This is a genomic window from Mameliella sp. CS4 (assembly GCF_019392335.1).
Lineage (GTDB): Bacteria > Pseudomonadota > Alphaproteobacteria > Rhodobacterales > Rhodobacteraceae > Antarctobacter.
On sequence record NZ_JAHXRQ010000002.1, the window covers coordinates 225,404 to 248,663 of the forward strand.

At 65.0% G+C, this 23,260-nt stretch carries 30 protein-coding genes; 12 read left to right on the top strand and 18 right to left on the bottom strand.

All coding sequences use genetic code 11. The features are described 5' to 3' along the window. Window positions 1-65 precede the first annotated feature (65 nt). On the bottom strand, window positions 66-767 hold the full coding sequence (locus tag KZZ07_RS04400; protein ID WP_069209215.1) for a response regulator: 702 nt from the start codon (window positions 765-767) through the stop codon (window positions 66-68). Beyond that, window positions 764-1,267 (bottom strand): MarR family winged helix-turn-helix transcriptional regulator, encoded by a 504-nt coding sequence (locus KZZ07_RS04405; RefSeq protein ID WP_219512492.1) that lies wholly within the window; start codon window positions 1,265-1,267, stop codon window positions 764-766. The genes KZZ07_RS04400 and KZZ07_RS04405 overlap by 4 nt, the downstream gene beginning before the upstream one ends. Window positions 1,268-1,431: 164 nt before the next feature. On the opposite strand from KZZ07_RS04405, the gene KZZ07_RS04410 reads away from it, so the two are divergent. Then, window positions 1,432-2,304, top strand: coding sequence for a branched-chain amino acid aminotransferase (locus KZZ07_RS04410; protein ID WP_219512493.1), 873 nt, complete (start codon window positions 1,432-1,434; stop codon window positions 2,302-2,304). Between the two features lie 55 nt (window positions 2,305-2,359). Here KZZ07_RS04410 and KZZ07_RS04415 read toward each other — a convergent pair whose 3' ends face one another. Together KZZ07_RS04415 and KZZ07_RS04420 are read right to left on the bottom strand one after the other, a co-directional pair. Beyond that, entirely contained in the window at window positions 2,360-2,983 is a 624-nt protein-coding gene (locus KZZ07_RS04415; protein WP_219512494.1) for an exopolysaccharide biosynthesis protein, read from the bottom strand. Further along, entirely contained in the window at window positions 2,980-3,846 is an 867-nt protein-coding gene (locus tag KZZ07_RS04420; protein WP_219512495.1) for an SDR family oxidoreductase, read from the bottom strand. The genes KZZ07_RS04415 and KZZ07_RS04420 overlap by 4 nt, the downstream gene beginning before the upstream one ends. A gap of 185 nt (window positions 3,847-4,031) precedes the next feature. On the opposite strand from KZZ07_RS04420, the gene KZZ07_RS04425 reads away from it, so the two are divergent. After that, window positions 4,032-4,511, top strand: a complete 480-nt coding sequence (locus KZZ07_RS04425) for a transglycosylase SLT domain-containing protein (protein ID WP_219512496.1) — start codon at window positions 4,032-4,034, stop codon at window positions 4,509-4,511. 50 nt (window positions 4,512-4,561) lie between these two features. Continuing rightward, window positions 4,562-5,188, top strand: coding sequence for a class I SAM-dependent DNA methyltransferase (locus KZZ07_RS04430; protein WP_219512497.1), 627 nt, complete (start codon window positions 4,562-4,564; stop codon window positions 5,186-5,188). 17 nt (window positions 5,189-5,205) lie between these two features. On the opposite strand, the gene KZZ07_RS04435 is transcribed toward KZZ07_RS04430, so the two are convergent. The 3 genes from KZZ07_RS04435 to KZZ07_RS04445 form a co-directional block, all read right to left on the bottom strand. Further along, window positions 5,206-5,961, bottom strand: coding sequence for a class II aldolase and adducin N-terminal domain-containing protein (locus KZZ07_RS04435; RefSeq protein ID WP_219512499.1), 756 nt, complete (start codon window positions 5,959-5,961; stop codon window positions 5,206-5,208). A 35-nt stretch (window positions 5,962-5,996) separates the two neighbouring features. After that, window positions 5,997-6,479, bottom strand: coding sequence for a hypothetical protein (locus KZZ07_RS04440; RefSeq protein WP_219512500.1), 483 nt, complete (start codon window positions 6,477-6,479; stop codon window positions 5,997-5,999). 73 nt (window positions 6,480-6,552) lie between these two features. Next, entirely contained in the window at window positions 6,553-6,972 is a 420-nt protein-coding gene (locus KZZ07_RS04445; protein ID WP_219512501.1) for a VOC family protein, read from the bottom strand. Between the two features lie 79 nt (window positions 6,973-7,051). On the opposite strand from KZZ07_RS04445, the gene KZZ07_RS04450 reads away from it, so the two are divergent. Continuing rightward, complete coding sequence (locus KZZ07_RS04450) at window positions 7,052-8,536, top strand: AMP nucleosidase (protein ID WP_219512502.1); 1,485 nt, start codon at window positions 7,052-7,054, stop codon at window positions 8,534-8,536. A 135-nt stretch (window positions 8,537-8,671) separates the two neighbouring features. After that, window positions 8,672-8,959: an HU family DNA-binding protein gene (locus KZZ07_RS04455; RefSeq protein ID WP_219512503.1), complete on the top strand. Its 288-nt coding sequence runs from the start codon at window positions 8,672-8,674 to the stop codon at window positions 8,957-8,959. 151 nt (window positions 8,960-9,110) lie between these two features. On the opposite strand, the gene KZZ07_RS04460 is transcribed toward KZZ07_RS04455, so the two are convergent. The 3 genes from KZZ07_RS04460 to KZZ07_RS04470 all read right to left on the bottom strand — a co-directional run bounded on the left by KZZ07_RS04460 (window position 9,111) and on the right by KZZ07_RS04470 (window position 11,918). Further along, complete coding sequence (locus KZZ07_RS04460; protein ID WP_219512504.1) at window positions 9,111-9,707, bottom strand: ImmA/IrrE family metallo-endopeptidase; 597 nt, start codon at window positions 9,705-9,707, stop codon at window positions 9,111-9,113. Window positions 9,708-9,830: 123 nt separating this feature from the next. After that, window positions 9,831-10,526, bottom strand: a complete 696-nt coding sequence (locus KZZ07_RS04465) for a GNAT family N-acetyltransferase (protein WP_219512505.1) — start codon at window positions 10,524-10,526, stop codon at window positions 9,831-9,833. After that, window positions 10,527-11,918, bottom strand: coding sequence for an aminotransferase family protein (locus KZZ07_RS04470; RefSeq protein WP_219512506.1), 1,392 nt, complete (start codon window positions 11,916-11,918; stop codon window positions 10,527-10,529). Between the two features lie 369 nt (window positions 11,919-12,287). On the opposite strand from KZZ07_RS04470, the gene KZZ07_RS04475 reads away from it, so the two are divergent. The 3 genes from KZZ07_RS04475 (at window position 12,288) to KZZ07_RS04485 (ending at window position 15,498) form a co-directional block, all read left to right on the top strand. After that, complete coding sequence (locus KZZ07_RS04475; RefSeq protein WP_219512508.1) at window positions 12,288-13,289, top strand: taurine ABC transporter substrate-binding protein; 1,002 nt, start codon at window positions 12,288-12,290, stop codon at window positions 13,287-13,289. A gap of 117 nt (window positions 13,290-13,406) precedes the next feature. Next, window positions 13,407-14,213, top strand: a complete 807-nt coding sequence (locus KZZ07_RS04480; protein WP_219512511.1) for an ATP-binding cassette domain-containing protein — start codon at window positions 13,407-13,409, stop codon at window positions 14,211-14,213. Window positions 14,214-14,232: 19 nt separating this feature from the next. Further along, window positions 14,233-15,498, top strand: a complete 1,266-nt coding sequence (locus KZZ07_RS04485) for an ABC transporter permease (protein WP_219512512.1) — start codon at window positions 14,233-14,235, stop codon at window positions 15,496-15,498. A gap of 128 nt (window positions 15,499-15,626) precedes the next feature. On the opposite strand, the gene KZZ07_RS04490 is transcribed toward KZZ07_RS04485, so the two are convergent. After that, the gene (locus KZZ07_RS04490) at window positions 15,627-16,562 is read right to left on the bottom strand and encodes a zinc-ribbon domain-containing protein (RefSeq protein WP_219512513.1); all 936 of its coding nucleotides are present in this window, start codon (window positions 16,560-16,562) and stop codon (window positions 15,627-15,629) included. Between the two features lie 169 nt (window positions 16,563-16,731). Here KZZ07_RS04490 and KZZ07_RS04495 point away from each other — a divergent pair, with 169 nt between their 5' ends. From KZZ07_RS04495 to KZZ07_RS04510, 4 genes are read left to right on the top strand one after another with little or no spacing between them, the layout of a single operon-like run. After that, window positions 16,732-17,409, top strand: coding sequence for a cell division ATP-binding protein FtsE (locus KZZ07_RS04495; RefSeq protein ID WP_219512514.1), 678 nt, complete (start codon window positions 16,732-16,734; stop codon window positions 17,407-17,409). After that, a complete protein-coding gene (locus tag KZZ07_RS04500; RefSeq protein ID WP_219512515.1) occupies window positions 17,406-18,308 on the top strand; it encodes a cell division protein FtsX in 903 nt (300 codons plus the stop codon). The genes KZZ07_RS04495 and KZZ07_RS04500 overlap by 4 nt, the downstream gene beginning before the upstream one ends. After that, the gene (locus KZZ07_RS04505) at window positions 18,308-19,039 is read left to right on the top strand and encodes a lysophospholipid acyltransferase family protein (protein WP_255564156.1); all 732 of its coding nucleotides are present in this window, start codon (window positions 18,308-18,310) and stop codon (window positions 19,037-19,039) included. Before KZZ07_RS04500 ends, KZZ07_RS04505 begins: the two co-directional genes overlap by 1 nt. Further along, window positions 19,017-19,622: a pyridoxamine 5'-phosphate oxidase family protein gene (locus KZZ07_RS04510; protein WP_219512516.1), complete on the top strand. Its 606-nt coding sequence runs from the start codon at window positions 19,017-19,019 to the stop codon at window positions 19,620-19,622. The genes KZZ07_RS04505 and KZZ07_RS04510 overlap by 23 nt, the downstream gene beginning before the upstream one ends. A 10-nt stretch (window positions 19,623-19,632) precedes the next feature. Here the strand turns inward: KZZ07_RS04510 and KZZ07_RS04515 are convergent, their stop codons facing one another. The 7 genes from KZZ07_RS04515 to lpdA form a co-directional block, all read right to left on the bottom strand. Further along, window positions 19,633-20,160: a hypothetical protein gene (locus KZZ07_RS04515; RefSeq protein ID WP_219512517.1), complete on the bottom strand. Its 528-nt coding sequence runs from the start codon at window positions 20,158-20,160 to the stop codon at window positions 19,633-19,635. Window positions 20,161-20,274: 114 nt separating this feature from the next. Beyond that, the gene (locus tag KZZ07_RS04520; RefSeq protein WP_219512519.1) at window positions 20,275-20,640 is read right to left on the bottom strand and encodes a hypothetical protein; all 366 of its coding nucleotides are present in this window, start codon (window positions 20,638-20,640) and stop codon (window positions 20,275-20,277) included. Further along, window positions 20,630-20,875 (bottom strand): RebB family R body protein, encoded by a 246-nt coding sequence (locus KZZ07_RS04525; protein ID WP_219512520.1) that lies wholly within the window; start codon window positions 20,873-20,875, stop codon window positions 20,630-20,632. The genes KZZ07_RS04520 and KZZ07_RS04525 overlap by 11 nt, the downstream gene beginning before the upstream one ends. A 12-nt stretch (window positions 20,876-20,887) precedes the next feature. Continuing rightward, window positions 20,888-21,103, bottom strand: a complete 216-nt coding sequence (locus KZZ07_RS04530; RefSeq protein WP_219512521.1) for a RebB family R body protein — start codon at window positions 21,101-21,103, stop codon at window positions 20,888-20,890. A gap of 2 nt (window positions 21,104-21,105) precedes the next feature. Beyond that, window positions 21,106-21,402: a RebB family R body protein gene (locus KZZ07_RS04535; RefSeq protein ID WP_219512522.1), complete on the bottom strand. Its 297-nt coding sequence runs from the start codon at window positions 21,400-21,402 to the stop codon at window positions 21,106-21,108. Beyond that, on the bottom strand, window positions 21,363-21,593 hold the full coding sequence (locus tag KZZ07_RS04540; RefSeq protein WP_219512523.1) for a hypothetical protein: 231 nt from the start codon (window positions 21,591-21,593) through the stop codon (window positions 21,363-21,365). The genes KZZ07_RS04535 and KZZ07_RS04540 overlap by 40 nt, the downstream gene beginning before the upstream one ends. Window positions 21,594-21,766: 173 nt before the next feature. Further along, window positions 21,767-23,161, bottom strand: coding sequence for a dihydrolipoyl dehydrogenase (gene lpdA, locus KZZ07_RS04545; RefSeq protein ID WP_219512524.1), 1,395 nt, complete (start codon window positions 23,159-23,161; stop codon window positions 21,767-21,769). Window positions 23,162-23,260 lie beyond the last annotated feature (99 nt).

The window sequence follows — 23,260 nt, forward strand, 5'->3', positions numbered from 1 at the left end:
AGAAACGCGCCCAGAGGGCGCGACTCCGCCCGACCAAACCGCGAAACGCCCGGGGCCGCAACCCGTCAGTCGGGCGCCAGCATGTATCCCGCGCCGCGCACCGTCTGCAGGTAGCGCGGCTGTTTCGGATCGGCCTCCAGCTTGCGCCGCAGCCGCGTGATCTGCACGTCGACCGCGCGTTCCTGCGCCTGGCCCTTGTCGCGGCCCAGTTCCTCGACCAGTTTCGCGCGGCTCAGCGCCTCGCCCGGACGGGCCGAAAAGATCCGCATCAGCTGGCTTTCGGTCGCGGTCAGGCGCACCATCTCCTCGCCCTGCCACATCTCGCCGCGCTCGATGTCATAGCGGAAATCGCCCAGCGTCAGCAGCTTGGGCGCGCTGTCCTCGGCGCTAGGTTCGGGCATCCGCCGCAGGATCGCATTGATCCGCAGGAGCAGTTCCTTGGGCTCGAAGGGCTTGGCGAGGTAGTCGTCGGCCCCGGCCTCCAGCCCCTTGATGCGATCCTCGGTTTCCGACCGGGCGGTCAGCAGCAGGATCGGCGTCTGCGAGGTTTCGCGGATACTCTGTGTCAGGCTGACGCCGTCTTCGCCGGGCATCATCACATCCAGGATGATCATGTCGAAATCCAGTCCCGACAGCAGCCGCCGGGCGTGCGCCGCATCGCGGGCCGCCGTCACCAGAAACCCGTTGCGCACCAGGAACTTCTGCAACAGCCCCCGGATGCGTTCGTCGTCGTCCACGATGAGCAGATGCGCGTCGTTCTCGGTCATCCCCGGCCTCCCCTCAGCTTGTGATACTGCCGCCGCATCTCGGGGTCCATCATTGCCTCCAGCACGCGGCGAAAGCCCGCGACGGCCTCGGGGCCGGCATCGCGAAAGGCGGCGCGCATCCGGGTCCGCTGGGCGTCCGACAGCTCGCGTTCCAGCGCCTCGCCGGCTTCGGTCAGGTACAGGTGACGTTCCCGTTTGTCGGTACGACCGACCTGGCTTTCGACAAGGCCATCCTCGATCAGGGTGCGCAAGACACGGTTCAGCGATTGTTTCGTCACGCCCAGGATGGTCAAGAGGTTGTTCACCGTCGTGCCGGGCGCGGTATGGATGAAATGCAGCGCCCGGTGATGCGCGCGGCCATAGCTGAGCCCGTCCAGAATCCGGTCGGGATCGGCGGTAAAGCCCCTGTAGGCAAAGAACATCGCCTCCGCACCCTGTCGCAACTGCTCGTCGGTAAGGAAAAGCAGGGTCTCACCCTGCGGGCTGCGCCCCTCTGACATGATTTCTGCCCCTCCTGGTTTTTGGGCATTTTAAGTCAGCCTTGTTGACATTCCAAGAGTCAACTGGTAGCGAGTCGCAGATTTAGCGCAACTTTATGTCCACTCCGGACGCTTTTCGCGCAACAATCGAAAATTTTGGCCCGCTGCACATGAGGAGAGAGAAGATGGCAGATGGAGCATATGACGATCGCGACGGCAAGATCTGGCTGGATGGTCAGATGGTGGACTGGCGGGCGGCAAATGTGCACGTACTGACCCACGGGCTGCACTATGCCAGCTCTGTCTTCGAGGGCGAGCGCTGCTACAACGGCAAGATCTTCCTGTCCCGCAAGCATTCGGAGCGGTTGCATTTCTCGGCCCGCGAGCTGGACTTTGAAATCCCCTACACCGTCGATGAGATCGAGGCGGCCAAGGTGGCCGTCCTGGCGGCCAACGGGCTGACCGACGCCTACGTCCGGGCGGTGGCCTGGCGTGGCGCGGGGCCGGACATGGGGGTCGCGTCGGCGCGCAACCCGGTTCGCCTGGCCATCGCAGCCTGGTCCTGGGGCAACTACTATGGCGACGCCAAGATGAAGGGTGCCAAGCTCGACATCTCCAAGTGGAAGCGGCCTTCGCCCGAGACGATCCCGGTGCATGCCAAGGCCGCCGGTCTTTACATGATCTGCACCACGTCGAAACACGCGGCCGAGGCCAAGGGCTGTTCCGACGCGCTGTTCATGGATTACCGCGGCTACGTGGCCGAGGCGACCGGCGCCAACATCTTCTTCGTCAAGGACGGAGAGGTGCACACGCCCAAGCCCGACTGCTTCCTCAACGGTCTGACCCGTCAAACCGTCATCAGCATGTTGCAGGATCGCCAGATCAAGGTGCATGAACGCCACATCATGCCCGAAGAGATGGAAGGCTTTGAGCAGTGCTGGCTGACCGGCACCGCCGCCGAGGTCACGCCCGTGGGCCAGATCGGCGATTTCAACTTCGAGGTGGGCGCCATGACGCGCGAGATCTCGGAAAGCTATGAGAAGCTGGTGCGCAGCTGAGCTGCGCCAGGCAGTTCGGACATGAATTTGCGGCGCCCCGAAGGGGGCGCCGTTTTCATATCAGGCCCGACCAGATCGAGGCGAGGATCAGTACCAGCACGCCCGCCTGCACATAGCCGGCCAGCAGGTAGATCCCGTCGCGGGTCATCACCCCGAACATCATCATCGATACGGCCCCGGCAAAGAAAGAGGTCACGAAGGGCAAGAGTTCCAGGATCGGCCAGGAGATCGCGATCAGGGTCACGGCGGCAAAGGTAAAGGGCCGCAGGGCGCGCGAACTCAGCAGCCGCAGCCGCCCGCTGCTGTGCCGGTCCATCCAGCCCGCAGGCCGGCTGAGCCAGTTGATCGCGCGGTTCATCTTTCGCGCGCTGATGCTGCGGCGGCGGAGGAACTTCGGCAGCCAGAGATGACGCCGCCCCAACAGCGCCTGTACCGAAACCAGGATGGTGATCAGCGCCCCCAAGGTGGGCGTCCCGGGAATGCCCGAAATGGGCGAGACAAGCACGATAGCCACCACGAGGATAACCGCCACAAAGGACTGGTCGCCGACGCGGCTGAGGACCGTCTCGACAGAGATCCGCTCGGCGCCGTCTTCGGGGCGCATCGCCTCAAGCAGGTCGCCCAAGCTTTGCGGATTGCGCACCGTTTCGGGGTCCGGCGCCTCTTGGGCGTCCTTCATCCTCCGGACGCCTGTTCGGCGGCAAGAATGGCCGCCAGCGCGCTCCGGTAATCGGGATAGCGCAGGGTCACGCCCAGTTCCTCCTTGATGCGTGCGTTACAGACGCGCTTGCTTTCGCCGTAGAAACTGCGTGCCATCGGGCTGAGGTCCGCTTCTTCAAAGGGGACTTCGGGCGGGATCGGCATCCCCAGCATCTCGGCGGCGCAGGCGATCACATCCTGCGGGGGGGCCGGGGCATTGTCGCACAGGTTGTAGGCCGCGCCGGGATTGGGCCGCGCGATGGAGGTCCGCAGGACCTGCGCGATGTCCTCGACATGGATGCGCGAAAAGACCTGGTTCGGCTTGATGATGCGGCGCGCGGTGCCCTTGCGCAGCTTGGCAAAGGGGCCGCGACCGGGGCCATAGATTCCGGCAAGACGGAAGATATGCAGCGGCAGGCCGGGCACGGCGGCCCAGGCGGTCTCTGCCTCGACCCGCAATTGCCCGCGCCGCGTGGCCGGGTCGAGCGGCGTGTCCTCTGTCACCCATCCGCCCCGATGGTCGCCGTAGACCCCGGTTGTCGACAGGTAGCCGGCCCATTCGATGTCAGGCGCGCGCGCCGCGATGGCGGGGCCCGCCAGCCGCAGCGCCGGGTCGCCCTCGGCGTCGGGGGCGGCGGACATCAACAGGTGCGTCGCGCGGTCCAGCGCCTCTGACACGCTGTCCTCCTGCCAGAGGATCGGTGTCACGCCCGTGGCGCGCATGGCCTCCAGCTTGGCCGGATCGCGAGTCGTGCCGATCACCTCCCAGCCTTCGGACAGGAGAAGCGGCGCCAGCGCCCGCGCGGAATATCCGTGGCCAAGAGAGAGCAGGGTCTTTGTCATGCGCCCTAGGTGGCGCCGCGCGCGTCAAGATGCAAGTCTTGACGCGATGTCGCGGACGGTGGGGCGGTTGGCGCAGGGCTGCCGATCTGCTGTACCATGGCGGGCTTTTGCCGACGCCGCGCCAGCGGACTCGCGCAGGGCCTGACAGCGCGCTAGGACAGCGCGCACCTTTCGGAGATACTCGCATGCTGGCCCGTCGTCTGTTTCTCTTGTCGGCTCTTGCCGCAGTCGCCGCCTGTTCCACCGGGCGGCGCGAACCCGCCGAGGCCGGTCCCGCACAGGGCGCCATCCCCCTGCATCCGAACGAAACGCCGCAGTTGCGCGCCAAGATCAACCGCTGGGCCGATCACTACGAGCTGCCCCGGGGGCTGGTGCATCGGCTGGCCATCCGTGAAAGCACCCACAATCCCGCCGCGCGGGCCGGACCCTATTGGGGCCTCTTGCAGATCCTGCCCCAGACCGCCCGCTCGATGGGGTTCCAGGGCAAGAACAGCGATCTTCTGGATGCGGACACCAACCTGAAATACGGCCTGAAGTACCTCAAGGGCGCTTATATCGTGGCGGATGGGGACTGGGACAACTCGATCAAGTGGTACGCGCGGGGCTATTACTACGAGGCCAAGCGCAAGGGCCTGCTGTATGAAACCGGGTTGCGGACGCGCTGAACCGCCCGGCACTGGACAGCGTGGGGGTGGCGCGACTAGGCTCTGACCCCATGCAGGACGATCCCGATCTGGAAGCGGCCTACGCGCTGCAAACCCCCGACGACAACCGCAGGCTCTACGCCGAGTGGGCTACGACCTATGACGACGAATTCGCCGTGGACATGGATTACATGCTGCCGCTGCACGTGGCAGAGGCCTTTGCCTCTGTGGGCGGGCAGGGGCCTGTGATCGACCTGGGCGCCGGAACCGGCCTCTTGGGCGCGGCGCTGAAAACCTGCGGTATCGGCCCGGTGGACGCCACCGACCTCTCGCAAGAGATGCTGGATGTCGCCGGGGCAAAGGGGCTCTATGCGCGGCTGTTCGCCGGCAACCTGCTGGAGCGTCTGCCGGTGGATGACGGGGCCTATGCAGGTGCGGCCAGTTCGGGCACCTTTACCCACGGCCACGTCGGGCCCGACGCGCTGGAAGAGGTGCTGCGCGTCGTGCGCCCGGGCGGTGTCGTGGCGCTGTCGATCAACGCCGAACACTGGGAGGCCAAGGGCTATGACGCCCGCCTTGCGGAACTGGGTCCGCGGATTGCCGATCTCGCGGTGCGCGAGGTCCGCATCTACGGGCCGGAAGCCTCCGGCCCGCATGCGCGGGATCTCAGCCGGGTGGTGACCTTCACCCGGGCCTGAACAGCCGGATCTGACAATCAGGTCGCGTAGTCCGAGCCTTCCTCGTCGAGGATCGCCTTGAGTTCGTCCAGGTGGCGATGGTCGCCACCGGGGTATTCCTCGATCTCGCGGGCGGTCTTTTCGGCCACCTCGTCCGACAGGATGTCCAGCGTCTGCCCGGTCTGCAGCGCGGTGATGTAGATCTGCGCCGCGCGTTCAAAGAGGTACATCCGGTTAAAGGTCTCGGCCACCGTGTCACCGATCACCATGATGCCGTGGTTGCCCATCACCAGCGTCTTGACCTTGGGGTCGGCCATCAGTTCGGCGCACCGTTTTCCCTCTTCCTCGAAGGCCAGCCCGCCGTATTGGTCATCCACCGCCTGCCGGTTGAAGAACATCGCCGCATTCTGGTCCAGCGGCGGCAGGCGCTTGTCCTTGAGGCAGGCCAGCACCGTGGCGTGGATGGAGTGGACGTGCATCGCGCAGCGTGCGTGCCGGCAGGCGCGGTGCAACCCGCCGTGCAGGCCCCATGCGGTCGGGTCCGGTGCACCGGGACGGTTCAGCGTTTCGGGATCATTGGCATCCACCACCAGCATGTCCGAGGCCTTGATGCGCGAGAAATGCTTGCGGTCCGGGTTCATCAGGAACTTTGTGCCGTCCTCGTTGATGGACAGGCTGAAGTGATTGGCCACGGCCTCGTGCATGTTCAGACGGACGGTCCAGCGGAAGGCGGCGGCCAGATCCACGCGCTCCTGCCAATGGTCGATATTGGCGATGTTCTGCGGTGCGTTCATGAGGGTCCCCTGGTTAACGTTACCGCGCGATCCTATCAGCGCCCGCAGCTTGCGCGCAACGTGTCGTAGGCCCGCTGCGCGTCCCGGGTTTCCCAGCGGCCTTTCAGGACATCCATATCGCCCGCATCCGCGAGGTGGACCTCGAAGCCGACCTCGGTGCTTTCAAGGATGGTTTCGACCAGGCGTTCGGGGGAATCGCGATAGGTCCAGGCCCATTCCCCGCGCGAGCGGAACAGCACCTTGCGCGAGCCCAGGAACAGCGCGTGATCGGCCGTGTCGTCGAAAACCGAGCCATCGGCGAAATCGATGAACATCAACACGCTTTCCTGCAGGTCGATGGTCAGCATAAGGCGGTCGCTGCCGGGCAGGCGCGTGTTGGTGGCCATCCAGCAATATCCCCGGTCCTCGAAAAGCGACCAGTTCGCGATCCGGTCATGGCGCGTTATCTCGTCCTGCGCCAGGGCGGGCAGGGCAACAAGGATCACGCCCATCAGCACAATGAGAATACGGCGAAACATCTTGCGATACCCCCTTTGGGACAATGCGCGGGTGTGGATTGATCCTAACGGCGGGACCTGCCCGCGCAAAGCCTCAGAGCGGACGCGACGGCACCCAGGCGTAGCCGTCTGGGCAGACGAGGTAGGTCTCGCGCAGGCCGTGGGGTTTGTCCGTGGGCGGCTGCAGGATCAGCATTCCATTGGCCTCTGCGCGGGCGGCGGCCTGGTCGGGGTCGCTGTCGTACAGGCGCAGTTCCGCCCCGGCCCCCCGCGGCCCCGCCTCCGGCAAGAAGGACAGGTAGGGATTGGCGGAATAGGTGCCGTCCGCGTGCAGCTGGAACACCGTCGCGCCATAACGAATAATGGCGAAATCGGCGGTGACGCGATGCGCTGTCATGCCAAAGACGGCCTTCAGCATGGCGCAATGGTGCGGCACGTCGCGCACCAGCAGGTTCATTCCCAGCCCGCGCAGGGATGCGCCGAAAACCTCGGGCGAAACGGTCTCGTAATCCATGTCAGCACCTCTGACCTTTTCGCCAACTTGAACCCCGTGCGCTTACCTGTCAACCTCCGGCCAAAATCAGGGGGTGGTGATGCAGGACACGGCAGAAAATCTAGAGATCGTCACGCCCGATGTACCGGGACAGGAAAGCTACGAAGACGCGGACCAGGCGGTCGAGCGGTTGTGCGAATTGTACGATGCGGCGGCGGTTTTCCTGCGGGACGGGTTCCTGAAAGCAATGGCTGAGGGCCACCCGGGCGTGCGCCTGCGCGCCTACTATCCCGAGATCCGGCTGACCACGACGCGGTTCGACAAGATCGACAGCCGGCTCAGCTTTGGTCACGTGACGCAGCCGGGCACCTATGCCACCACGGTCACGCGCCCGCACCTCTTCCGCAACTACCTGTCGCAGCAGATCGGCCTGTTGTTGGGCAACCACGGGGTCAAGATCCGCATCGGGCTGTCGGCCACGCCCATGCCGGTGCATTTCGCGGTGGCCAATTTCCCCGATGTGAATGTCCCGCAGGAAGGCGCGGCCAATTTCGCGCTGCGCGACGTCTTTGACGTGCCCGATCTGACCACCACCAATGATGACATCGTCAACGGCCAGGCCCAGCCCGCCGCAGATGGCACGCTGCCTTTGGCGCCTTTCACCGCGCAGCGGGTGGACTACTCGCTGGCGCGTCTGGCGCATTACACCGCGACCGCCCCCGAGCATTTTCAGAACCACGTCCTGTTCACCAACTACCAGTTCTACGTCGATGAATTCGAGGCCTACGCCCGGGCCATGCTGGCCGATCCCGACAGCGGCTATACCAGTTTCGTGAGCACCGGGAACGTCGAGATCACCGACCCTGAAGCGCCGCTGCTGTCGCCAGAACGCATGCCGCAGATGCCCACTTATCACCTGAAACGGGGCAAGCAGGCGGGGATCACGCTGGTCAACATCGGGGTGGGGCCGTCGAACGCCAAGACCGCGACCGACCACATCGCGGTGCTGCGCCCGCATGCCTGGCTGATGGTGGGGCACTGTGCGGGTCTGCGCAACTCGCAATCGCTGGGCGACTACGTGCTGGCCCATGCCTACCTGCGCGAAGACAAGGTGCTGGACGATGACCTGCCGGTCTGGGTGCCGATCCCGGCCCTGGCCGAAATCCAGATCGCACTGGAAGACGCGGTCGAGGTCGAGACCGAGCTGAGCGGTTTCGACCTCAAGCGCGTGATGCGTACGGGGACGGTTGCCTCTCTGGACAACCGCAACTGGGAGTTGCGCGAGCATGCAGGTCCGGTGAAACGGCTCAGCCAGTCGCGGGCTATCGCGCTGGACATGGAAAGCGCCACGATCGCGGCCAACGGCTTCCGGTTCCGGGTGCCCTATGGCACCTTGCTCTGCGTGTCTGACCGGCCCCTGCACGGCGAGCTGAAACTGCCCGGCATGGCCTCGGATTTCTATAGAACACAGGTCAGCCGGCACCTGCGGATCGGGATTCGGGCAATGGAAGCCTTGCGCGACATGCCGCTGGAACGTATCCACAGTCGGAAACTGCGCAGTTTCGAAGAAACTGCTTTCTTGTGACGTAGCGGAAACGGGCACAAAATGCATAATATAAGGGCTCAAAGCGCCCCTAATAGTTGTGTTTTACCCCCATATCCGGTTTTATGTCGGATCAGAGGCCCAAAATTAGAGACGGGCGGTGAAGGAGACCATGAAATGGCGAAACCGATGACCAAGACCCAGCTGGTGGCAGCACTGGCGGAAAAGATGGACGCGGACAAGAAGACGGCCGGTGCGGCGCTGGACGCGATCAGCGAAATCATCACGGCCGAAGTGGCCGGCGGCGGTGCCGTGACCCTGCCCGGCGTGGGCAAGGTCTATTGCCGTGAGCGCCCCGAGCGCATGGTGCGCAACCCCGCGACGGGCGAGCAGTTCAAGAAAGAAGCCGACAAGCAGGTCAAAGTGACCATTGCCAAGGCTCTCAAGGACAGCGTGAACGCCTGATCCAGGTGTGCCCCTTCGGCGCGCCGTCCGGGCCTCGGTCCCGGTAGAAATCTTCAAAGGGTCGCCTTGGCGGCCCTTTGTCTTTTTGGACTGCCTGTGAGGTGGTGAGCCTGCGATCTGTCGGCCTATCGGATTATCGGTCTGGCCCGTGTCAGGGTGTGGTCGGCGTATCGGCTTGTGGCGCCCAGTCGTATTTTTGACCGCCCGACTCCTCCATCGGGATATCCAGCATGGTGGCGCGTTCGTAGACGACCTGTGTCGGCACGTTCAGCGTGTCGGCGACCAGGTTTGCCCGCCCCTCGTACCACAGGCTGCAGAATTCCTCGCGCGGCATAAGCAGCATCCGGGCAAAGCGCATCGCCTCTTTCTGGGCGGAGCGGTCGGCGGGGCGATGCAGGGCCTGTATTCCGCAGCAAGGATGTGCCTCGCGCGTGGTGGGGACATGTATGAGCCAATGGCCGACGCCCATCGCCGCGATGAACCTGTCCTGGCGCGGCTTGCTTTTCTTGGGCAGCCAGATGCAGGCCTTGCGGTCAAGGGGGACGTCCAGCAGGATCTCATGCGGGGGGCTGGAGTATTCGAGGTCGACGTTCAGTGCCCGGCACAATGGGTCCAGCGGCCCGCCGTCGCGCAGGGTCAGACCGGGCGTCTGGGACATCATGTCGTTTATGAGATCCTCGATCTCGGCATCGGTGACGCCGGTCGCCATCGGCTCGACATAGGGATAGGACGGGTATCTGGACGGCATGTCAGCCTCCGCTATGGCAAAACGCCGGGGTTTTCGGCCAGGTTGCGGAGTTCTGTCACGCTAAGGGTTTCCAAATCCTCAAGACGGGCGCAGACCTATAAGATTGCTTCTTCTTTCCGGGGGTCAGCCCTTGGCGCAGGCGCTCAGTGACTGCAGCTGGCGCCCTTCGGCATCGAAATTTGCAGGGGCCAACCACGTCTCGAAGGCAGCGCGCCGCGCGGGCCATTCGCTGTCGATCACCGAATACCAAGCGGTGTCGCGGTTTCGGCCCTTGTAGACCAGCGCCTGGCGAAAGATGCTCTCGAAGGCAAAGCCCAATCGCAAGGCGGCGCGCCGCGATGGCGCGTTCAGAGCGTCACATTTCCATTCGTAGCGGCGATAGCCCAGGTCTTCAAAGACATGGCGCATCAGCAGGTATTGCACCTCTGTCGCCGCGCGTGTGCCCTGCAAGCTGGGCGAGAAATGGATAAAGCCCACCTCGATGGAGGCCGCCTGCGGGTTGATCCGCATCAGTGACAGGAACCCGACGGGCCGCTCAGCGACCTGTACCGTGTAAAACAGGGGATCGCGGCTGGCGGCCTTGGCGGCGGTCCAGGTGCGGGCCGCGTCGCGGTCGCCAAAGGGGGATTCCTCGCCCAGGTAGGTCCAGCCCGCGGGATCGGTGAAGACGTCGAAGAAGCTGTCGGCGTGATCCTCCGACAATGGCACAAGCGTCGCAACATTCCCCCGCAGCGGCGACTGCGGGGGCAGGGGGCGGGGCAGGGGCAGGTCGACGGGCAGCCCGATGGGTTGCCCGTATCTGTTCAGGCGATGGACCATTCAACCAAAGACGCGGCCAAGCGCCCCGTCCACCGCCGAGACGATCTGGTCGATATCGTCCTTGGTGGCGATCAGCGCGGGCGAGAAACACAGCGTGTTGTTGCGCCCCGGGACAGACCGGTTGGTGGCGCCGATGATGACGCCCTGGCCCATGCAGTCGCCCACAACCGCCTGCACCTGCGGCTCTGGCACCGGCTCTTTGGTCTGACGGTCGGTGACCAGCTCGGCGCCCAGGAACAGCCCCTTGCCGCGCACGTCGCCGATCACCGCATGGCGGTCGGCGAGGGCGTTCAGCTGGTCGGTCATGTAGTCGCCCATCGCCGTGGTGTTTTCCAGCAGGCCTTCGTCCTCGATGATCGCCATGTTCTCGATCGCCGCGGCAGGTCCGGCGGTGCAGCCGCCAAAGGTGGAAATGTCGCGGAAATAGTTCATCGGATCGTCGGCATTGTCCTTGAACATGTCAAAGACACGTTCCGAGGTGACGCAGCAGGCAATGGCCGCATAGCCAGAGGCCACGCCCTTGGCCATCGTCACGAAATCCGGTTCGATCCCGTAGTGCTGATAGCCGAACCAGGTGCCGGTGCGACCGACGCCGCAGACCACCTCGTCGATGTGCAGAAGAATGTCGTACTTGCGGCAGATCTCCTGCACTTTCTGCCAATAGCCCTCGGGCGCGGGGATCACGCCGCCGCCCGCCGTCACGGGTTCAAGGCACAGCCCGCCGATGGTGTCCGGCCCTTCGGCCAGGATCACCTGTTCGATCTGGTCCGCCGCCCATTCGCCGTAGTTCTCGGCGGGGGCGCCATCCTGTTCGTGCTTGCGGTATTCCAGGCAGTGCGGCACGCGCACGAATCCGGGCGTAAACGGGCCGTATTGCGCGTTGCGCTCGTCCTGGCCGCCCGCGCTGAGGCAGGCGATGGTGGTGCCGTGATAGTCGCGGTCCCGGTACAGGATCTTGTGCTTCTTGCCGCCATAGCGCTTGTGCGCGATCTGGCGGATCATCTTAAAGGCCTTCTCGTTCGCCTCGGAGCCGGAGTTCGTATAGTAGACGCGGGTCAGTCCCGGCATCTTTTCGATCAGCTTCTCGGCGAAGAGCGCGCCGGGCACCGATCCGGCGGCCCCGGCAAAGTAGTTGACCCGCATCAGCTGGTCATAGACGGCCTTGGCGATGCGTTCGCGCCCGTAGCCGACGTTGACCGTCCAGACACCGCCTGAGACCGCGTCGAGGTGCTCCTTGCCCGCCTGGTTCCAGACGCGCATGCCCTTGCCCTCGACGATGATGTTCGGGTCCTTGCTGTCAAAACCCTTGTGCTGAACGAGGTGGTGCCAGACATGCGCCTTGTCGGCCTCGACAACATGGCTGAGGTCGTTCTGGGAATAGGTTCCGTCCATTCTCTTGCCCTCCTTGGGTCATCTTGCCGGTCTTGCGCGGAATGCTAGCACATGAGCCAGATTAATGGGCAGCCGTTAGGGCCAGATGCGGCGTGCATATAGGGCCAGTTGTGGCGCAAAACGAATGTCCCGAGACCGCGTTTACAGGGTTTTGTACGACTTTCCAGTGGGTTGAATTGATTTGCTTTTCCGAAATGAGTGGGCTGTTGGCACCAAATCGGGCAGGCATTGGGGAAAAACCGTTGATCCGTTGCCCATTTTCCGGTCCGAATTGACCAGAGCGCCCGGCACGAGGCGCTGCCGAGCGCACGATTGCGTGCGTGAAGACGCCCCGCCCAAGCGGCGGCGAGACAACACGGGAGAAGCGAAATGACATTGAAGACCACCCTCAAGGGCGCTGCGGCGGCGCTGGCCGTCATGGCAGGCACCACGGCCGTTTCCGCCGAGGAAATCACCGTGGGCTATTTCCTGGAGTGGCCGATGCCGTTCCAGTACGCCAAGGCCGAGGGCATGTACGATGAAGCGATGGGCGTGACCGTCAACTGGGTCAGCTTTGACACCGGCACCGCGATGTCCGCGGCAATGGCTTCGGGCGACGTGCAGATGAGCGTCAGCCAGGGCGTGCCGCCCTTCGTGGTCGCCGTCTCCGCCGGGCAGGACCTGCAGATCCTCGACGTGGCGGTCAGCTATTCGGACAACGACAACTGCGTCGTCCTCGAGGCGCTTGAGATCGACAAGGACTCGGCCATCGAGCTGGAAGGCAAGAAGGTCGCCGTGCCGCTGGGCACCGCCGCGCACTACGGCTTTCTCAAGCAGATGGACCATTTCGGCGTCGATATCTCGACCATGGAAGTGGTCGACATGGCGCCGCCGGACGGCGCCGCCGCGCTGGCGCAGGGGGCGGTCGACATGGCCTGCGGCTGGGGCGGCAGCCTGCGCCGCATGAAGGAGCACGGCAACGTCCTGCTGACCGGCGCCGAAAAGGAAGACCTGGGCATCCTGGTCTTTGACGTCACGTCCGGCCCGGCGGGCTGGGTCGCCGAGAACTCGGACCTCGTGGCCGATTTCCTGAAGGTGACGGCAGAGGCCAACGCCATGTGGGCGGACCCGGCGAACCACGCCAAGATGCTGCCGATCATCGCCAAGGATGCCGGCATGGACGTGGACGCGACAGAGGCGACCATCTCGACCTTTGTCTTTCCGCCGGTGGATGAGCAGCTGACGGCCAAGTGGCTGGGTGGCGGCGCGCAGGACTTCATGAAAGGCGTGGCGGATGTCTTTGTCGAGGCAGGCTCCATCGACGCGGCGCTGGACAGCTATGATGCCAACGTCAACACCGGCCCGCTGAACACGGCCGCGGGCGGCATGTAAGATCCGGCTTCGGGGGGCGGCATCGGTCGCCCCCCGGGCACGCGCTCACCCCAGAGATTTTGCACGGCGGGCACGCCCTGGCGGTCCCGCAGCCGGATCCAACCGGAAGGCCCCACCATGAGCGGACTCTCCATCGACAACCTGTCCATGCGCTTTGACCTGCCCAATGGCACCTCGGTCCAGGCGCTCAAGGACGTTTCCCTGAAACTGGCCGAAGGCGAACTGATGAGCGTGCTGGGCCCGTCGGGCTGCGGCAAGACCACGCTTTTGAACATCGTGGCGGGATTCCTGGCCCCGACAGAGGGGCAGATCACGCTGAACGGCCACCTGGTCAAGGGGCCGGACGCGGAACGCGGCATGGTGTTCCAGCAAGGCGCGCTGTTTGAATGGATGGACGTGCGCGACAACGTCAGTTTCGGTCCGCGCATGGCGGGCAAACGGGAACGGGACTGGGGACAGCATGTGGATCACCTGCTGGACGTGGTCGGCCTGCGCGACTTCAAGGAAAAGGCGGTCTACGAACTGTCAGGGGGGATGCAGCAGCGGGTCGCCCTGGCGCGTTGCCTTGCCAATGACCCGGACGTGATCCTGATGGACGAACCGCTGGGCGCGCTGGACGCGCTGACGCGGGAAAAGATGCAGGGCCTGGTGCTGAAGCTCTGGAAAGAGACGGGCAAGACCATCATCCTCATCACCCACTCGGTCGAAGAGGCGCTGCTGCTGGGCGAACGCCTGCTGGTCATGGCGCCGCGCCCGGGCCGCATCCACCGCGAATACCGGCTGCCCTTTGCCGACATGGGCGTGAACGCCGACCTGCGAGAGGTCAAAAAGCACCCTGATTTCGGCGAAAAACGCGAAGAGATCCTGGGCATGATCTGGGACATGGAGGAGGAAATCATGGGACGGGCGGAGGAAAGCGCATGATCCGGGCGGAGCAGCTACAATGATCGTATTCGCCATCTATATCGCGATCTTCGTCGTCTCCTTCGTGGTGGTGAAATTCGTCGTCCACAAGACGGTGACGGATTATACCTCGCTCAAGACGGTGACCTTTGGCGACGAAAGCGCCGTGACCCCGAACCGCATCGCCAGCGTCATATCCGTGTTGTCGATCTTCCTGCTCTGGGGGGCCTTTACCGGCTCATCCTATGTGCCGGGCTTCCTGCACGCGCCGGGGCCCTTCATCGGCGACGCGGCCTTCACCTATACCGCCGAGGCCGAGGGGCAGGCGCCCGACGACGCCACCGTGACGGTGCGCGTCTTCGAGGTGGGTACGGACGTGGACGACCCCGAGGTCGCGCCGGGCGAGGGCTGGGCCAAGAACGATGTCGATACCGTGGGCGCCTGGCGGTCGGGCCTGATCCGGGTGGACCGCAACGACGAATTCGGCCGCGACGAGGGCCACACGGTTGTCGCCGTCAACGGCGAAGCCATCGCCCCCGGCCAGTCTGTCCAGACAGAGTTTGGCCGGGTGGGCATGTCGCCCAAGGGCACGCTGAATTTCGAACCCGCGAAGGGTTGGCAGATGGAGCCGATCTGGCTGCCGCCCCCCGAGGCCGTGCTGGCCCGCCTGGGCGAGATCGCCAGCGAGGGCTATCGCGACTCGACGCTCTGGGAGCATCTTGGGTACTCGTTGTTCCGCGTGATCGTCGGGTTTTTCTTTGGCGCGCTGGTGGGCATCCCGCTGGGCTACGCAATGGGCCTATCCAACTGGTTCCGCGGCTGGTTCGACCCGATCGTGGAATTCATGCGCCCGGTGCCGCCGCTGGCACTGATCCCGCTGGTCATCATCTGGGCGGGCATCGGCGAGGTGGGCAAGATCATCCTGCTATTCCTCGCCGCCCTATGGATCATGGCCATCGCGGCGCGCGCGGGTGTGTCCGGCGTGGCGATTGCCAAGGTGCATGCGGCCTATTCGCTGGGCGCGTCGAAGTTCCAGATCATGCGGCATGTCATCGTGCCGAATTCCCTGCCCGAGATATTTACCGGCGCGCGGGTGGCGATGGGGGTCTGCTGGGGCACCGTCGTGGCTGCCGAGCTTGTGGCGGCGGAAAAGGGCGCGGGCATGATGATCATGGTGGCGTCCAAGTTCCAGCTCACCGACATCGTCATCATGGGGATTATCCTGATCGGCGTGATCGGCTTCGGCATCGATATCCTGATGCGTATGGCCGAAAAGGCGCTGGTGCCCTGGAAAGGGCGGGTCTGAGCTTTGGGCGCGGCGGCGTCCGGCGCTTGTCGGGGCCTTTGGCCCCAACGTCGCCCCGCCCGCCGTCCCGCTATCGGCGCCCAAGGCGCCGCAGGACCCACCAATGAGCAGGCGCTTCGGGACTGATGTCAGTCGCCCGCGGGGGGATCGGCGGGATCAGCCGCCTCGGAACTCATCTGGTCAAGCTGCTGCATCAGGGCCGTGACCCGGGCATCCAGCCATGTCCGGCCCTTGTTGACCGTTTCGACATAGCTTTGCAGGTAAGGGGCGATCTGAGGGAACTGGGCCGAGAGGCGCGGTGTGGCAACGTAGAGACCCACGCCAAGCGCGGCCACCATCACCACCAGCATGAAACCACGGGCAAAGGGACTGCCGGTCTGGCGGGACGTGGTCTTTGACGGGCGGCCGGTGTCGCGGTCGACCACGCGGGGTTCCGAAGCAGAGCGCAGGGTCTGGTTGATCTCTTCGACATCCGGCAGCATGTCGCGCCGCGAGGCGGCAGCCGCCGCCGCTGCGGCGGCGTGTAGTTCGGCATCGCCCTTTTCCGGCTCAGGCTCCGGTTGGGACTGGGGATCGGGGCGCTTGGGCGCTTCTGAGATGTCCTCGCCCTTGAGCCGTGCCATGCGTTCGCGGCTTTCACGGGCGCGGCGGGACTTTTCGGATTCCGCGGGCGGTTCCAACCCGAGATCGGGTTGGGTTTCCAGCCCGGAGGCAGCGCGTTGGCGCGCTTCGAACTCGCGTTCCTCGCGGAACAGCTCGGCCATTTCCGGGTCGATGCTGCTGCGCGGTGCGGTATCCGCCGGGATCGGTGCACTGTGGGTGTCTTCGTCAGGGGCGAGGTCAGGGTCGTCCTCAGACAGGGGCGCCGGTTCGGAGGCCAGTTCGGGGGCCGGTTCCGGCGCGGGCTTGGGCGCACGTTCGGGGCGGGCGGCGGGCGGTTGTGTCACGCGCTTCTGGAACCAGGTGTGCCCGCAGTTCGAACACTGCACGTCGCGGCCTGCCTCGGGGATCACCTCGAGGGGCACGTCGTATTGAGCGCCGCAATTTGGGCAAACCAGCCGCATTCCGCCTTATCCCCGTCTTTTCCGTCCCTTGGGGCATTGCCGCCCCCCGTGAACCTTAAGCTGCCCGTATCGGCGGGAAAAGTCCAATTCTGCGCGGCTTGCGTTGCAACGGCCCGGTGGCTCGGGCAAAACTGCCCGCGAAACAGATAAGGCAGAGGCAGAACCGCCCGTGATCGAGCTGGACAACGTGGCCTATTCCTACAGCGGCGCGGCGATCCTCTCCGGGGTCAGCCTTGAGCTTGCTCCGGGGTCGTTCCATTTTCTGACCGGGCCTTCGGGCTCGGGCAAGACAACCTTCCTGAAACTCTGCTACGGCGCGCTGCGTCCGACCGAAGGGCAGGTGTCCATCTTTGGCGAGGATCTGGCGGCGATGGACCGCGACGCGGTGGCGATGGCCCGGCGTCGCATCGGTGTCGTGCACCAGGATTGCCAGTTTCTCGATCACCTGCCGCTGGCCGAGAACGTGGCCCTGCCGCTGACCGTCTCGGGGCAGGCCTCTCCGGAACAGGCCGACAACCTGCGCGAGTTGATGACATGGGTTGGCCTGACCGAGAAATACGAGGCGCTGCCGCCGGAACTTTCGGGGGGCGAACGTCAGCGCGCGGCGCTGGCCCGGGCGCTGATCCTCAGCCCCGACGTGATCCTGGCGGATGAACCCACCGGCAACGTCGACTGGGAGATGTCGCAGCGTCTGCTGCGCCTGTTGGTGGAACTCAACCGGATGGGCAAGACCGTGATGATCGCCACCCATGACCTGATGCTGATCCGCGCGGCCAAGAGCCTTGTGAACGCGCGCAACCTGCGCATCGCGGGCGGCACCTTGCAGGCGGCGGGGGCGGACCTATGAACACGCTGGACCGGATCAAGACCCTGGCCGCCCGGGACGCGGGCGCCGACCGGGTGGTGCCGCCGGCGGGCTTTACGGTGCGCCTGACGCTGTTCACCGCTGCCGCGATGGCTTTTCTGACCGTCTTTGCCCTGGCCCTTTCAATGGCGGCCGGGCGGCTGGCGACGAGCTGGGGCGAGGAACTGGCCCGCGCGTCAACCATCCGCATCTCGGCGCCCGAGGTGCAACTGGCGGCGCAGACCGCCGCTGTCCTGCGGGTGCTGGAACAGACGCCCGGCGTCGCCTCGGCGCGGGCGCTCTCGCCCGAGGAACAGAGGGCGCTGCTGGAACCCTGGTTCGGCCCCGACCTGCCGGTCGAAAGCCTGCCCATGCCGCAACTGGTCGAACTGCAGGAAACCGGCGACGGCTATGATGCCGACGGGCTGCGCCTGCGACTGCAGGCAGAGGCGCCGGGTGCCGTTCTGGACGAACACAGCCGCTGGCGGCGTCCGCTGGTGACGGCGGCGGGGCGGCTGCGCCTGCTGGGCTGGGCGGCGATCGTGCTGATCGGCGCGGCCACCGGGGCGATGGTGACGCTGGCGGCCAATGCCGCGCTGGCGGCCAATGCGCAGGTGATTGCCGTGCTGCGGCTGGTCGGGGCGACGGATGGCTATATCGCGGGCGCCTTTGTGCGCCGCTTTACCCTGCGCACGCTGGCCGGGGCAGCCGCGGGCACCCTGATCGGCCTGCTGGCCTTGCTGATCGTGCCTGCGGGTGGAGATACGGGGGGCATCCTGACCGGGCTGCGCTTTGCCGGTCTGCAATGGCTTTGGCCGCTGCTGGTGCCGCCGCTGGCCGCCGTGGTCGCCTTTTTCGCAACCGAACTGGCCGCGCGCCGTGTCCTGGGAGGGCTGGCCTGATGCGCTGGGTGATGTCGTTTCTCTTCGTGATCCAGATGTACGCCATGATGGCGATCATGGGGATCGTCTTTCTGCCCTGGGCGCTGGTGTCGCGCCACGGGGCGCGCACCGCCTGCCGCACCTATTGCCGCTGGGTCCGTCTGACCGCGCGGCTGATGGTGGGGCTGCGCACAGAGGTGCGCGGTGAGGTCCCGCAGGGCGAGGTGCTGATCGCCTCCAAGCACCAGAGCTTTCTGGACATCATCCTGATCTTCGGCGCGGTCCCGGCGGGCAAGTTCATCATGAAGCGCGAGCTGATGTGGGCGCCGGTGATCGGGCAATACGCGCTGCGCATCGGCTGTGTTCCCGTCGAGCGCGGCAAGCGCGGGCAGGCCATCGCGCGCATGGTCAAGGACGTGGCGCGCGGGGCTGCCGTTCCCGGCCAGCTGATCATCTACCCGCAGGGCACCCGCATTGCGCCGGGGGTCAAGGCGCCCTTCAAGGTCGGCACCGCGATCCTCTACGAACAGACGGGCCAGCCCTGCGTGCCGGCGGCCACGAATGTCGGCCTGTTCTGGCCGCGCACGGGGATTTACCGCAAGCCGGGGCTGGCGGTGGTGGAATTCCTGCCGGTGATCCAGCCGGGGCTTGAGAAATACGCCTTTCTCCAAAAGCTGGAGACCGAGGTGGAAACCGCCTCGAATGCGCTCATGAAGGAGGCAGGTTTCGATGCCGAAAATCACAACACTTGAAGAGTTGCACGCCCACTACGAGGCGCCTGTTCCGTCTTCTCTGAAGAAGGTCGCGCAGCGCCTGACCCCGCTTTACCGCCGCTGGATCGAAGGTGCGCGCTTTGCCGTCCTGTCGACGGCAGGGCCGGAGGGCGTGCATGGTTCGCCGCGCGGCGATGACGGGCCGGTGGTGCGCGTGGCGGACGAGACCACCCTGATGATGCCGGACTGGTGGGGGAACAACCGGCTCGATTGCCTGCGCGACATCGTACAGGACGGACGCGCGGCGCTGCTGTTCCTGATCCCCGGAACCAATACCACCGTGCGCGTCAATGGCCGCGCTTTCCTGACAGATGACGAAGACCTGCGGCGCAGCTTTGCCAAGGGGGACCGCCTGCCCGCCACCGTGATCGTGTTGGAGGTGGCAGAGGTCTATACCCAATGTGCCAAGGCGCTGATGCGGTCGCGGCTCTGGACCTCGGGCGACCTATCGCAGGGGCTGCCCTCCACCGGAGAGATCCTGGCCGACATGTCGGATGGGGAACACGGCGGCAAGGACTATGATCGGAACTACCCGGAGTATGCCAAACCGCGGCTGTGGTAATTGACTTGTCCTAGCCCGGCGTCTTTGGCGCCAAGACGGTTAGGAAGCTGAAAGACCCTTCGCCCCTGTCCGGAGCGGCGAACAGAAAGACCCCCCGGCGGTCCGGCGAAAAGGAGGCTCCTGCGGCCCAGCCCCGCGAAATTGTATCGTCTCCCATAGATGCGCGCGGGTCGAAGTCCAATTCGGGAAAGCGCGTTTGGACAAGGTCTTCGACGATAAGCGCCAGAGCCTCTGCTTCCTCCCGGTCGAGCGCGTTCGGGTCGAATGTCTCGACGGAGCAGCTCTTGCCCTCAACCCTCAGGAAACTGGCCGAGGTTGCATCCACCCAGAGGGTGCGTGCCGGAAGGGCCGTGACCTGAACCAATCCAAGAGACGCGGCGGAGTCCGATGCCGGGGTTTCGGTCCGGTTCAGGCAGATTTCTTCGAACAGGGTGGCGATTCTTTGGTCCCTGGATGGAGGCGCCCAAATCAAACCGCCGATACCGTACCCCAAAAGACCGCCACCGATCAGGATCAATCCCAAAATGCGCTTGTTCACGGGACCCTCGAAACCAGACAACGACGGAAAAAAGGCGCGAGCAGTACCATTGCCGCGCCTTCAATTTGTTTCTCTCGATAAAACGCCAAAAGACGCCAGGCGACAAGGCGTCCCTTAGCGGCGGGGCGCGTCGTTGCTGTTTGCCAGGGCCTTCTCCGCATCGGCCAGCATGGACCGGGCCCGGTCTAGGGCGGAACTGGCCGTGTCCATGATGGCCTGACCCGCTTCCAGGTTGCCCTCTGCCTGTTTCGAAACCGCCAGCGACATGGCGGTCTCACTCAGCACCTGCATCCGGCGCAGATGCGCCACGGCGTCCTGCAAGGCAAGGCTGCGTGCAAGGGCGCGGGCCTCTTCCTCGGCGCTCTTGGCCAGGGCCGTAGCCTCGGCCGGGGCCATCTGGCGCAGCTTGGAGACGGTATCGGCAATCTGGCTGTTGACCTCGGTCCCGCCAAGCTCTGCGGTGTCGGACTTAGTCGGCATTTGCGCCCCCCGTTTCCGAAGTCTGGCCCATGCGTTTCAGGGCTGCGGCCAGCGCTGCGTCGGCCAGGATCTGGGTCGCCTCCTGTTGCGCGGCGGCGGCCTGTGCACTGCTGGCAAGGGCGGCCACAAAGCCCTGGGCCAACAGGGCCTGTGCCACCGATCCGGCGGCCCCCAGCGTCATCAGCGCGGTCTGGCTGACCGTATCGGTGACCTGGCTGTTTGCCATGTTCGGCATGTTTATCCCCCCTTACGGTGCCAGTCCGGCAGCGGCCCGGACGACGACGGCCTGCCGCAGCAGGCTCATGTTGGTCGAGCTGCTCTGGAGCGCGGCCACCCGCAGGCCTCCCGCATGGGACGAGGCCTGAAGGCTGGTAGCGACGGCCTGGGCCGCCGCCTGGCCCAGGACGGACAGGTTGCTCTGGCTGACCGCATCGGTGATCTGGGGATTCCCGGTTTCAGGCATGGTCAGGACCCTCCCGAGGCGGGCTTGGCCTTGGGCGGTGCCGCCGCGTCCACGGCCTCCTGCAGGCTGTGGTTCCCGGCCTTGAGGCTGTAGATCTGCATGACGCCCTGGTTCGCCGCCGCCTGCGCAAGGATCTGAGCCTGCTGCTGGGCGTTCACGGCGTTCTCGAACAGGATGCCGGTGCTGTGGGCCAGTGTCTGGTACAGCGTTGCCATTGCCATGGCGGGCGCTTCGCTCACGACCTTGACGTTGGATTGGGTCACCGCATCGGTGACTTGCGGATTGACGGTTTCGGCCATGATGGCATTCCTTTCCAATCTTTTTCGGGGTTCAGAATCTTCGCGATGGCCTCTGCCGTTTCCTGCAAATGGGCCTGCTGCCGCGCCTGTTGGGCCTCGACCGCCTCGAACATCATCCGAGAGATGTTTTCAGCGGTACGCAAACCGGCCAGGGCCACGGCCTCGGCAGAGTCGAGATCATTTTCGGACATATACTTTCCCTCGCGTTCTTGAACGTTAAGGGAGAGTCTATTCTTCGGAAAGTACTATTTCGGTTGTATTGGCCGGTCAGCGGCCCCTGCCCACAGAAAAACCCGCGACCATATGGACGCGGGCCTGATGATTGGACGCCCCCCGCGGGGGGCGATCCGTATCGCTGTCTCGATCACATGTGGATCGGGCCGTCGCCGCAGGCCAGTGCCGCTTCGCGCACCGCCTCCGAGAAGGTCGGGTGCGCGTGGCATGTCAGGGCCACGTCCTCGGCAGAGGCGCCGAATTCCATCGCCACGCAGATCTCGTGGATCAGGTCGCCGGCACCCGGCCCGATGATGTGACAGCCCAACACGCGGTCGGTTTCCTTGTCCGCCAGCAGCTTGACGAAACCGTCCCCCTGGAACACCGCCTTGGCGCGGGCATTGCCCATGAAAGAGAACTTGCCGACCTTGTAGGCGCGGCCCTCGTCCTTCAGCTCCTGCTCGGTCTTGCCAACGCTGGCGACCTCGGGCGCGGTGTAGATCACGCCGGGGATCACGCCATAATTGACGTGACCGTGCTTGCCCGCGATCACCTCGGCGCAGGCCATGCCTTCGTCCTCGGCCTTGTGGGCCAGCATCGGGCCGTCGATCACGTCGCCGATGGCATAGACGCCGGGCACATTGGTGCGCCACTGGGTGTCGGTCTTGATCTGGCCGCGCTCGCTGATCTCGACGCCCAGCTTGTCCAGCCCCAGCCCGTCGACGAAGGGCCGGCGCCCGGTGGCGCAGAGCACGATGTCCGCGTCCACGGTTTCCTCGCTGTCGTCCTTGCGCAGCTTGTAGGTCACCTTGGCCTTGGTCTTGGTCGCCTCGACCTTTTGGACCGCCGCGCCCATGACAAAGCTGATCCCCTGCTTTTCAAGGATCTTCTTGAACTGGCGCTGCACCTCTGTGTCCATACCGGGCGTGATGGCGTCGAGGAACTCGATCACCTGCACCTCGGTCCCCAGCCGGGCATAGACCGATCCCATCTCCAGCCCGATCACCCCGGCGCCGATGACGATCATCTTTTTCGGCACCTTGCCCAGCTCCAACGCGCCGGTGGAGGTCACGACGACCTTTTCATCCACGGTCACATCCGCGCCGGGCACTGGTGACGCCTCGGAGCCCGACGCGACGATGATGTTCTTGGCCTCGTGGACCTCGTCACCGACCTTGACCTTGCCCGCCTCGGGGATCGCCCCCCAGCCCTTGAGCCAGTCGATCTTGTTCTTCTTGAACAGGAATTCGATGCCTTTGGTGTTCTGGCCGATGACGTCGTCCTTGTAGGCCAGCATCTGTTTCCAGTCGACGGATGGCGATTTGCCCTTGAGGCCCATCTTGGCGAAATTATGCTCTGCCTCGTGCAGCTGGTGGCTGGCGTGCAGCAGGGCCTTGGACGGGATGCAGCCCACGTTCAGGCAGGTGCCGCCCAGGGTCTCGCGCCCTTCGACGCAGGCGGTTTTCAGCCCCAGCTGTGCGCAGCGGATCGCGGCCACGTAGCCGCCAGGGCCCGCGCCGATCACGATGACGTCGTATTGTGCCATTTCGTTTTCCTTTCACTGTCGTTGGTCAGGGGAGGCGATGGCGCATGACGCCCCGGCTGCCGGCGGCAGGCTCCCCAGGATGACTTTTTTCCCAAAGAA

What these genes read in the sequence shown, in the direction of transcription:
- KZZ07_RS04400 (WP_069209215.1), bottom strand. Translation starts at nt 767, where the DNA reads ATGACCGAGAACGACGCGCATCTGCTCATCGTGGACGACGACGAACGC.
- KZZ07_RS04405 (WP_219512492.1), bottom strand. Translation starts at nt 1,267, where the DNA reads ATGTCAGAGGGGCGCAGCCCGCAGGGTGAGACCCTGCTTTTCCTTACC.
- KZZ07_RS04410 (WP_219512493.1), top strand. Translation starts at nt 1,432, where the DNA reads ATGGCAGATGGAGCATATGACGATCGCGACGGCAAGATCTGGCTGGAT.
- KZZ07_RS04415 (WP_219512494.1), bottom strand. Translation starts at nt 2,983, where the DNA reads ATGAAGGACGCCCAAGAGGCGCCGGACCCCGAAACGGTGCGCAATCCG.
- KZZ07_RS04420 (WP_219512495.1), bottom strand. Translation starts at nt 3,846, where the DNA reads ATGACAAAGACCCTGCTCTCTCTTGGCCACGGATATTCCGCGCGGGCG.
- KZZ07_RS04425 (WP_219512496.1), top strand. Translation starts at nt 4,032, where the DNA reads ATGCTGGCCCGTCGTCTGTTTCTCTTGTCGGCTCTTGCCGCAGTCGCC.
- KZZ07_RS04430 (WP_219512497.1), top strand. Translation starts at nt 4,562, where the DNA reads ATGCAGGACGATCCCGATCTGGAAGCGGCCTACGCGCTGCAAACCCCC.
- KZZ07_RS04435 (WP_219512499.1), bottom strand. Translation starts at nt 5,961, where the DNA reads ATGAACGCACCGCAGAACATCGCCAATATCGACCATTGGCAGGAGCGC.
- KZZ07_RS04440 (WP_219512500.1), bottom strand. Translation starts at nt 6,479, where the DNA reads ATGTTTCGCCGTATTCTCATTGTGCTGATGGGCGTGATCCTTGTTGCC.
- KZZ07_RS04445 (WP_219512501.1), bottom strand. Translation starts at nt 6,972, where the DNA reads ATGGATTACGAGACCGTTTCGCCCGAGGTTTTCGGCGCATCCCTGCGC.
- KZZ07_RS04450 (WP_219512502.1), top strand. Translation starts at nt 7,052, where the DNA reads ATGCAGGACACGGCAGAAAATCTAGAGATCGTCACGCCCGATGTACCG.
- KZZ07_RS04455 (WP_219512503.1), top strand. Translation starts at nt 8,672, where the DNA reads ATGGCGAAACCGATGACCAAGACCCAGCTGGTGGCAGCACTGGCGGAA.
- KZZ07_RS04460 (WP_219512504.1), bottom strand. Translation starts at nt 9,707, where the DNA reads ATGCCGTCCAGATACCCGTCCTATCCCTATGTCGAGCCGATGGCGACC.
- KZZ07_RS04465 (WP_219512505.1), bottom strand. Translation starts at nt 10,526, where the DNA reads ATGGTCCATCGCCTGAACAGATACGGGCAACCCATCGGGCTGCCCGTC.
- KZZ07_RS04470 (WP_219512506.1), bottom strand. Translation starts at nt 11,918, where the DNA reads ATGGACGGAACCTATTCCCAGAACGACCTCAGCCATGTTGTCGAGGCC.
- KZZ07_RS04475 (WP_219512508.1), top strand. Translation starts at nt 12,288, where the DNA reads ATGACATTGAAGACCACCCTCAAGGGCGCTGCGGCGGCGCTGGCCGTC.
- KZZ07_RS04480 (WP_219512511.1), top strand. Translation starts at nt 13,407, where the DNA reads ATGAGCGGACTCTCCATCGACAACCTGTCCATGCGCTTTGACCTGCCC.
- KZZ07_RS04485 (WP_219512512.1), top strand. Translation starts at nt 14,233, where the DNA reads ATGATCGTATTCGCCATCTATATCGCGATCTTCGTCGTCTCCTTCGTG.
- KZZ07_RS04490 (WP_219512513.1), bottom strand. Translation starts at nt 16,562, where the DNA reads ATGCGGCTGGTTTGCCCAAATTGCGGCGCTCAATACGACGTGCCCCTC.
- KZZ07_RS04500 (WP_219512515.1), top strand. Translation starts at nt 17,406, where the DNA reads ATGAACACGCTGGACCGGATCAAGACCCTGGCCGCCCGGGACGCGGGC.
- KZZ07_RS04505 (WP_255564156.1), top strand. Translation starts at nt 18,308, where the DNA reads ATGCGCTGGGTGATGTCGTTTCTCTTCGTGATCCAGATGTACGCCATG.
- KZZ07_RS04510 (WP_219512516.1), top strand. Translation starts at nt 19,017, where the DNA reads ATGCCGAAAATCACAACACTTGAAGAGTTGCACGCCCACTACGAGGCG.
- KZZ07_RS04520 (WP_219512519.1), bottom strand. Translation starts at nt 20,640, where the DNA reads ATGCCGACTAAGTCCGACACCGCAGAGCTTGGCGGGACCGAGGTCAAC.
- KZZ07_RS04525 (WP_219512520.1), bottom strand. Translation starts at nt 20,875, where the DNA reads ATGCCGAACATGGCAAACAGCCAGGTCACCGATACGGTCAGCCAGACC.
- KZZ07_RS04530 (WP_219512521.1), bottom strand. Translation starts at nt 21,103, where the DNA reads ATGCCTGAAACCGGGAATCCCCAGATCACCGATGCGGTCAGCCAGAGC.
- KZZ07_RS04535 (WP_219512522.1), bottom strand. Translation starts at nt 21,402, where the DNA reads ATGGCCGAAACCGTCAATCCGCAAGTCACCGATGCGGTGACCCAATCC.
- KZZ07_RS04540 (WP_219512523.1), bottom strand. Translation starts at nt 21,593, where the DNA reads ATGTCCGAAAATGATCTCGACTCTGCCGAGGCCGTGGCCCTGGCCGGT.
- lpdA (WP_219512524.1), bottom strand. Translation starts at nt 23,161, where the DNA reads ATGGCACAATACGACGTCATCGTGATCGGCGCGGGCCCTGGCGGCTAC.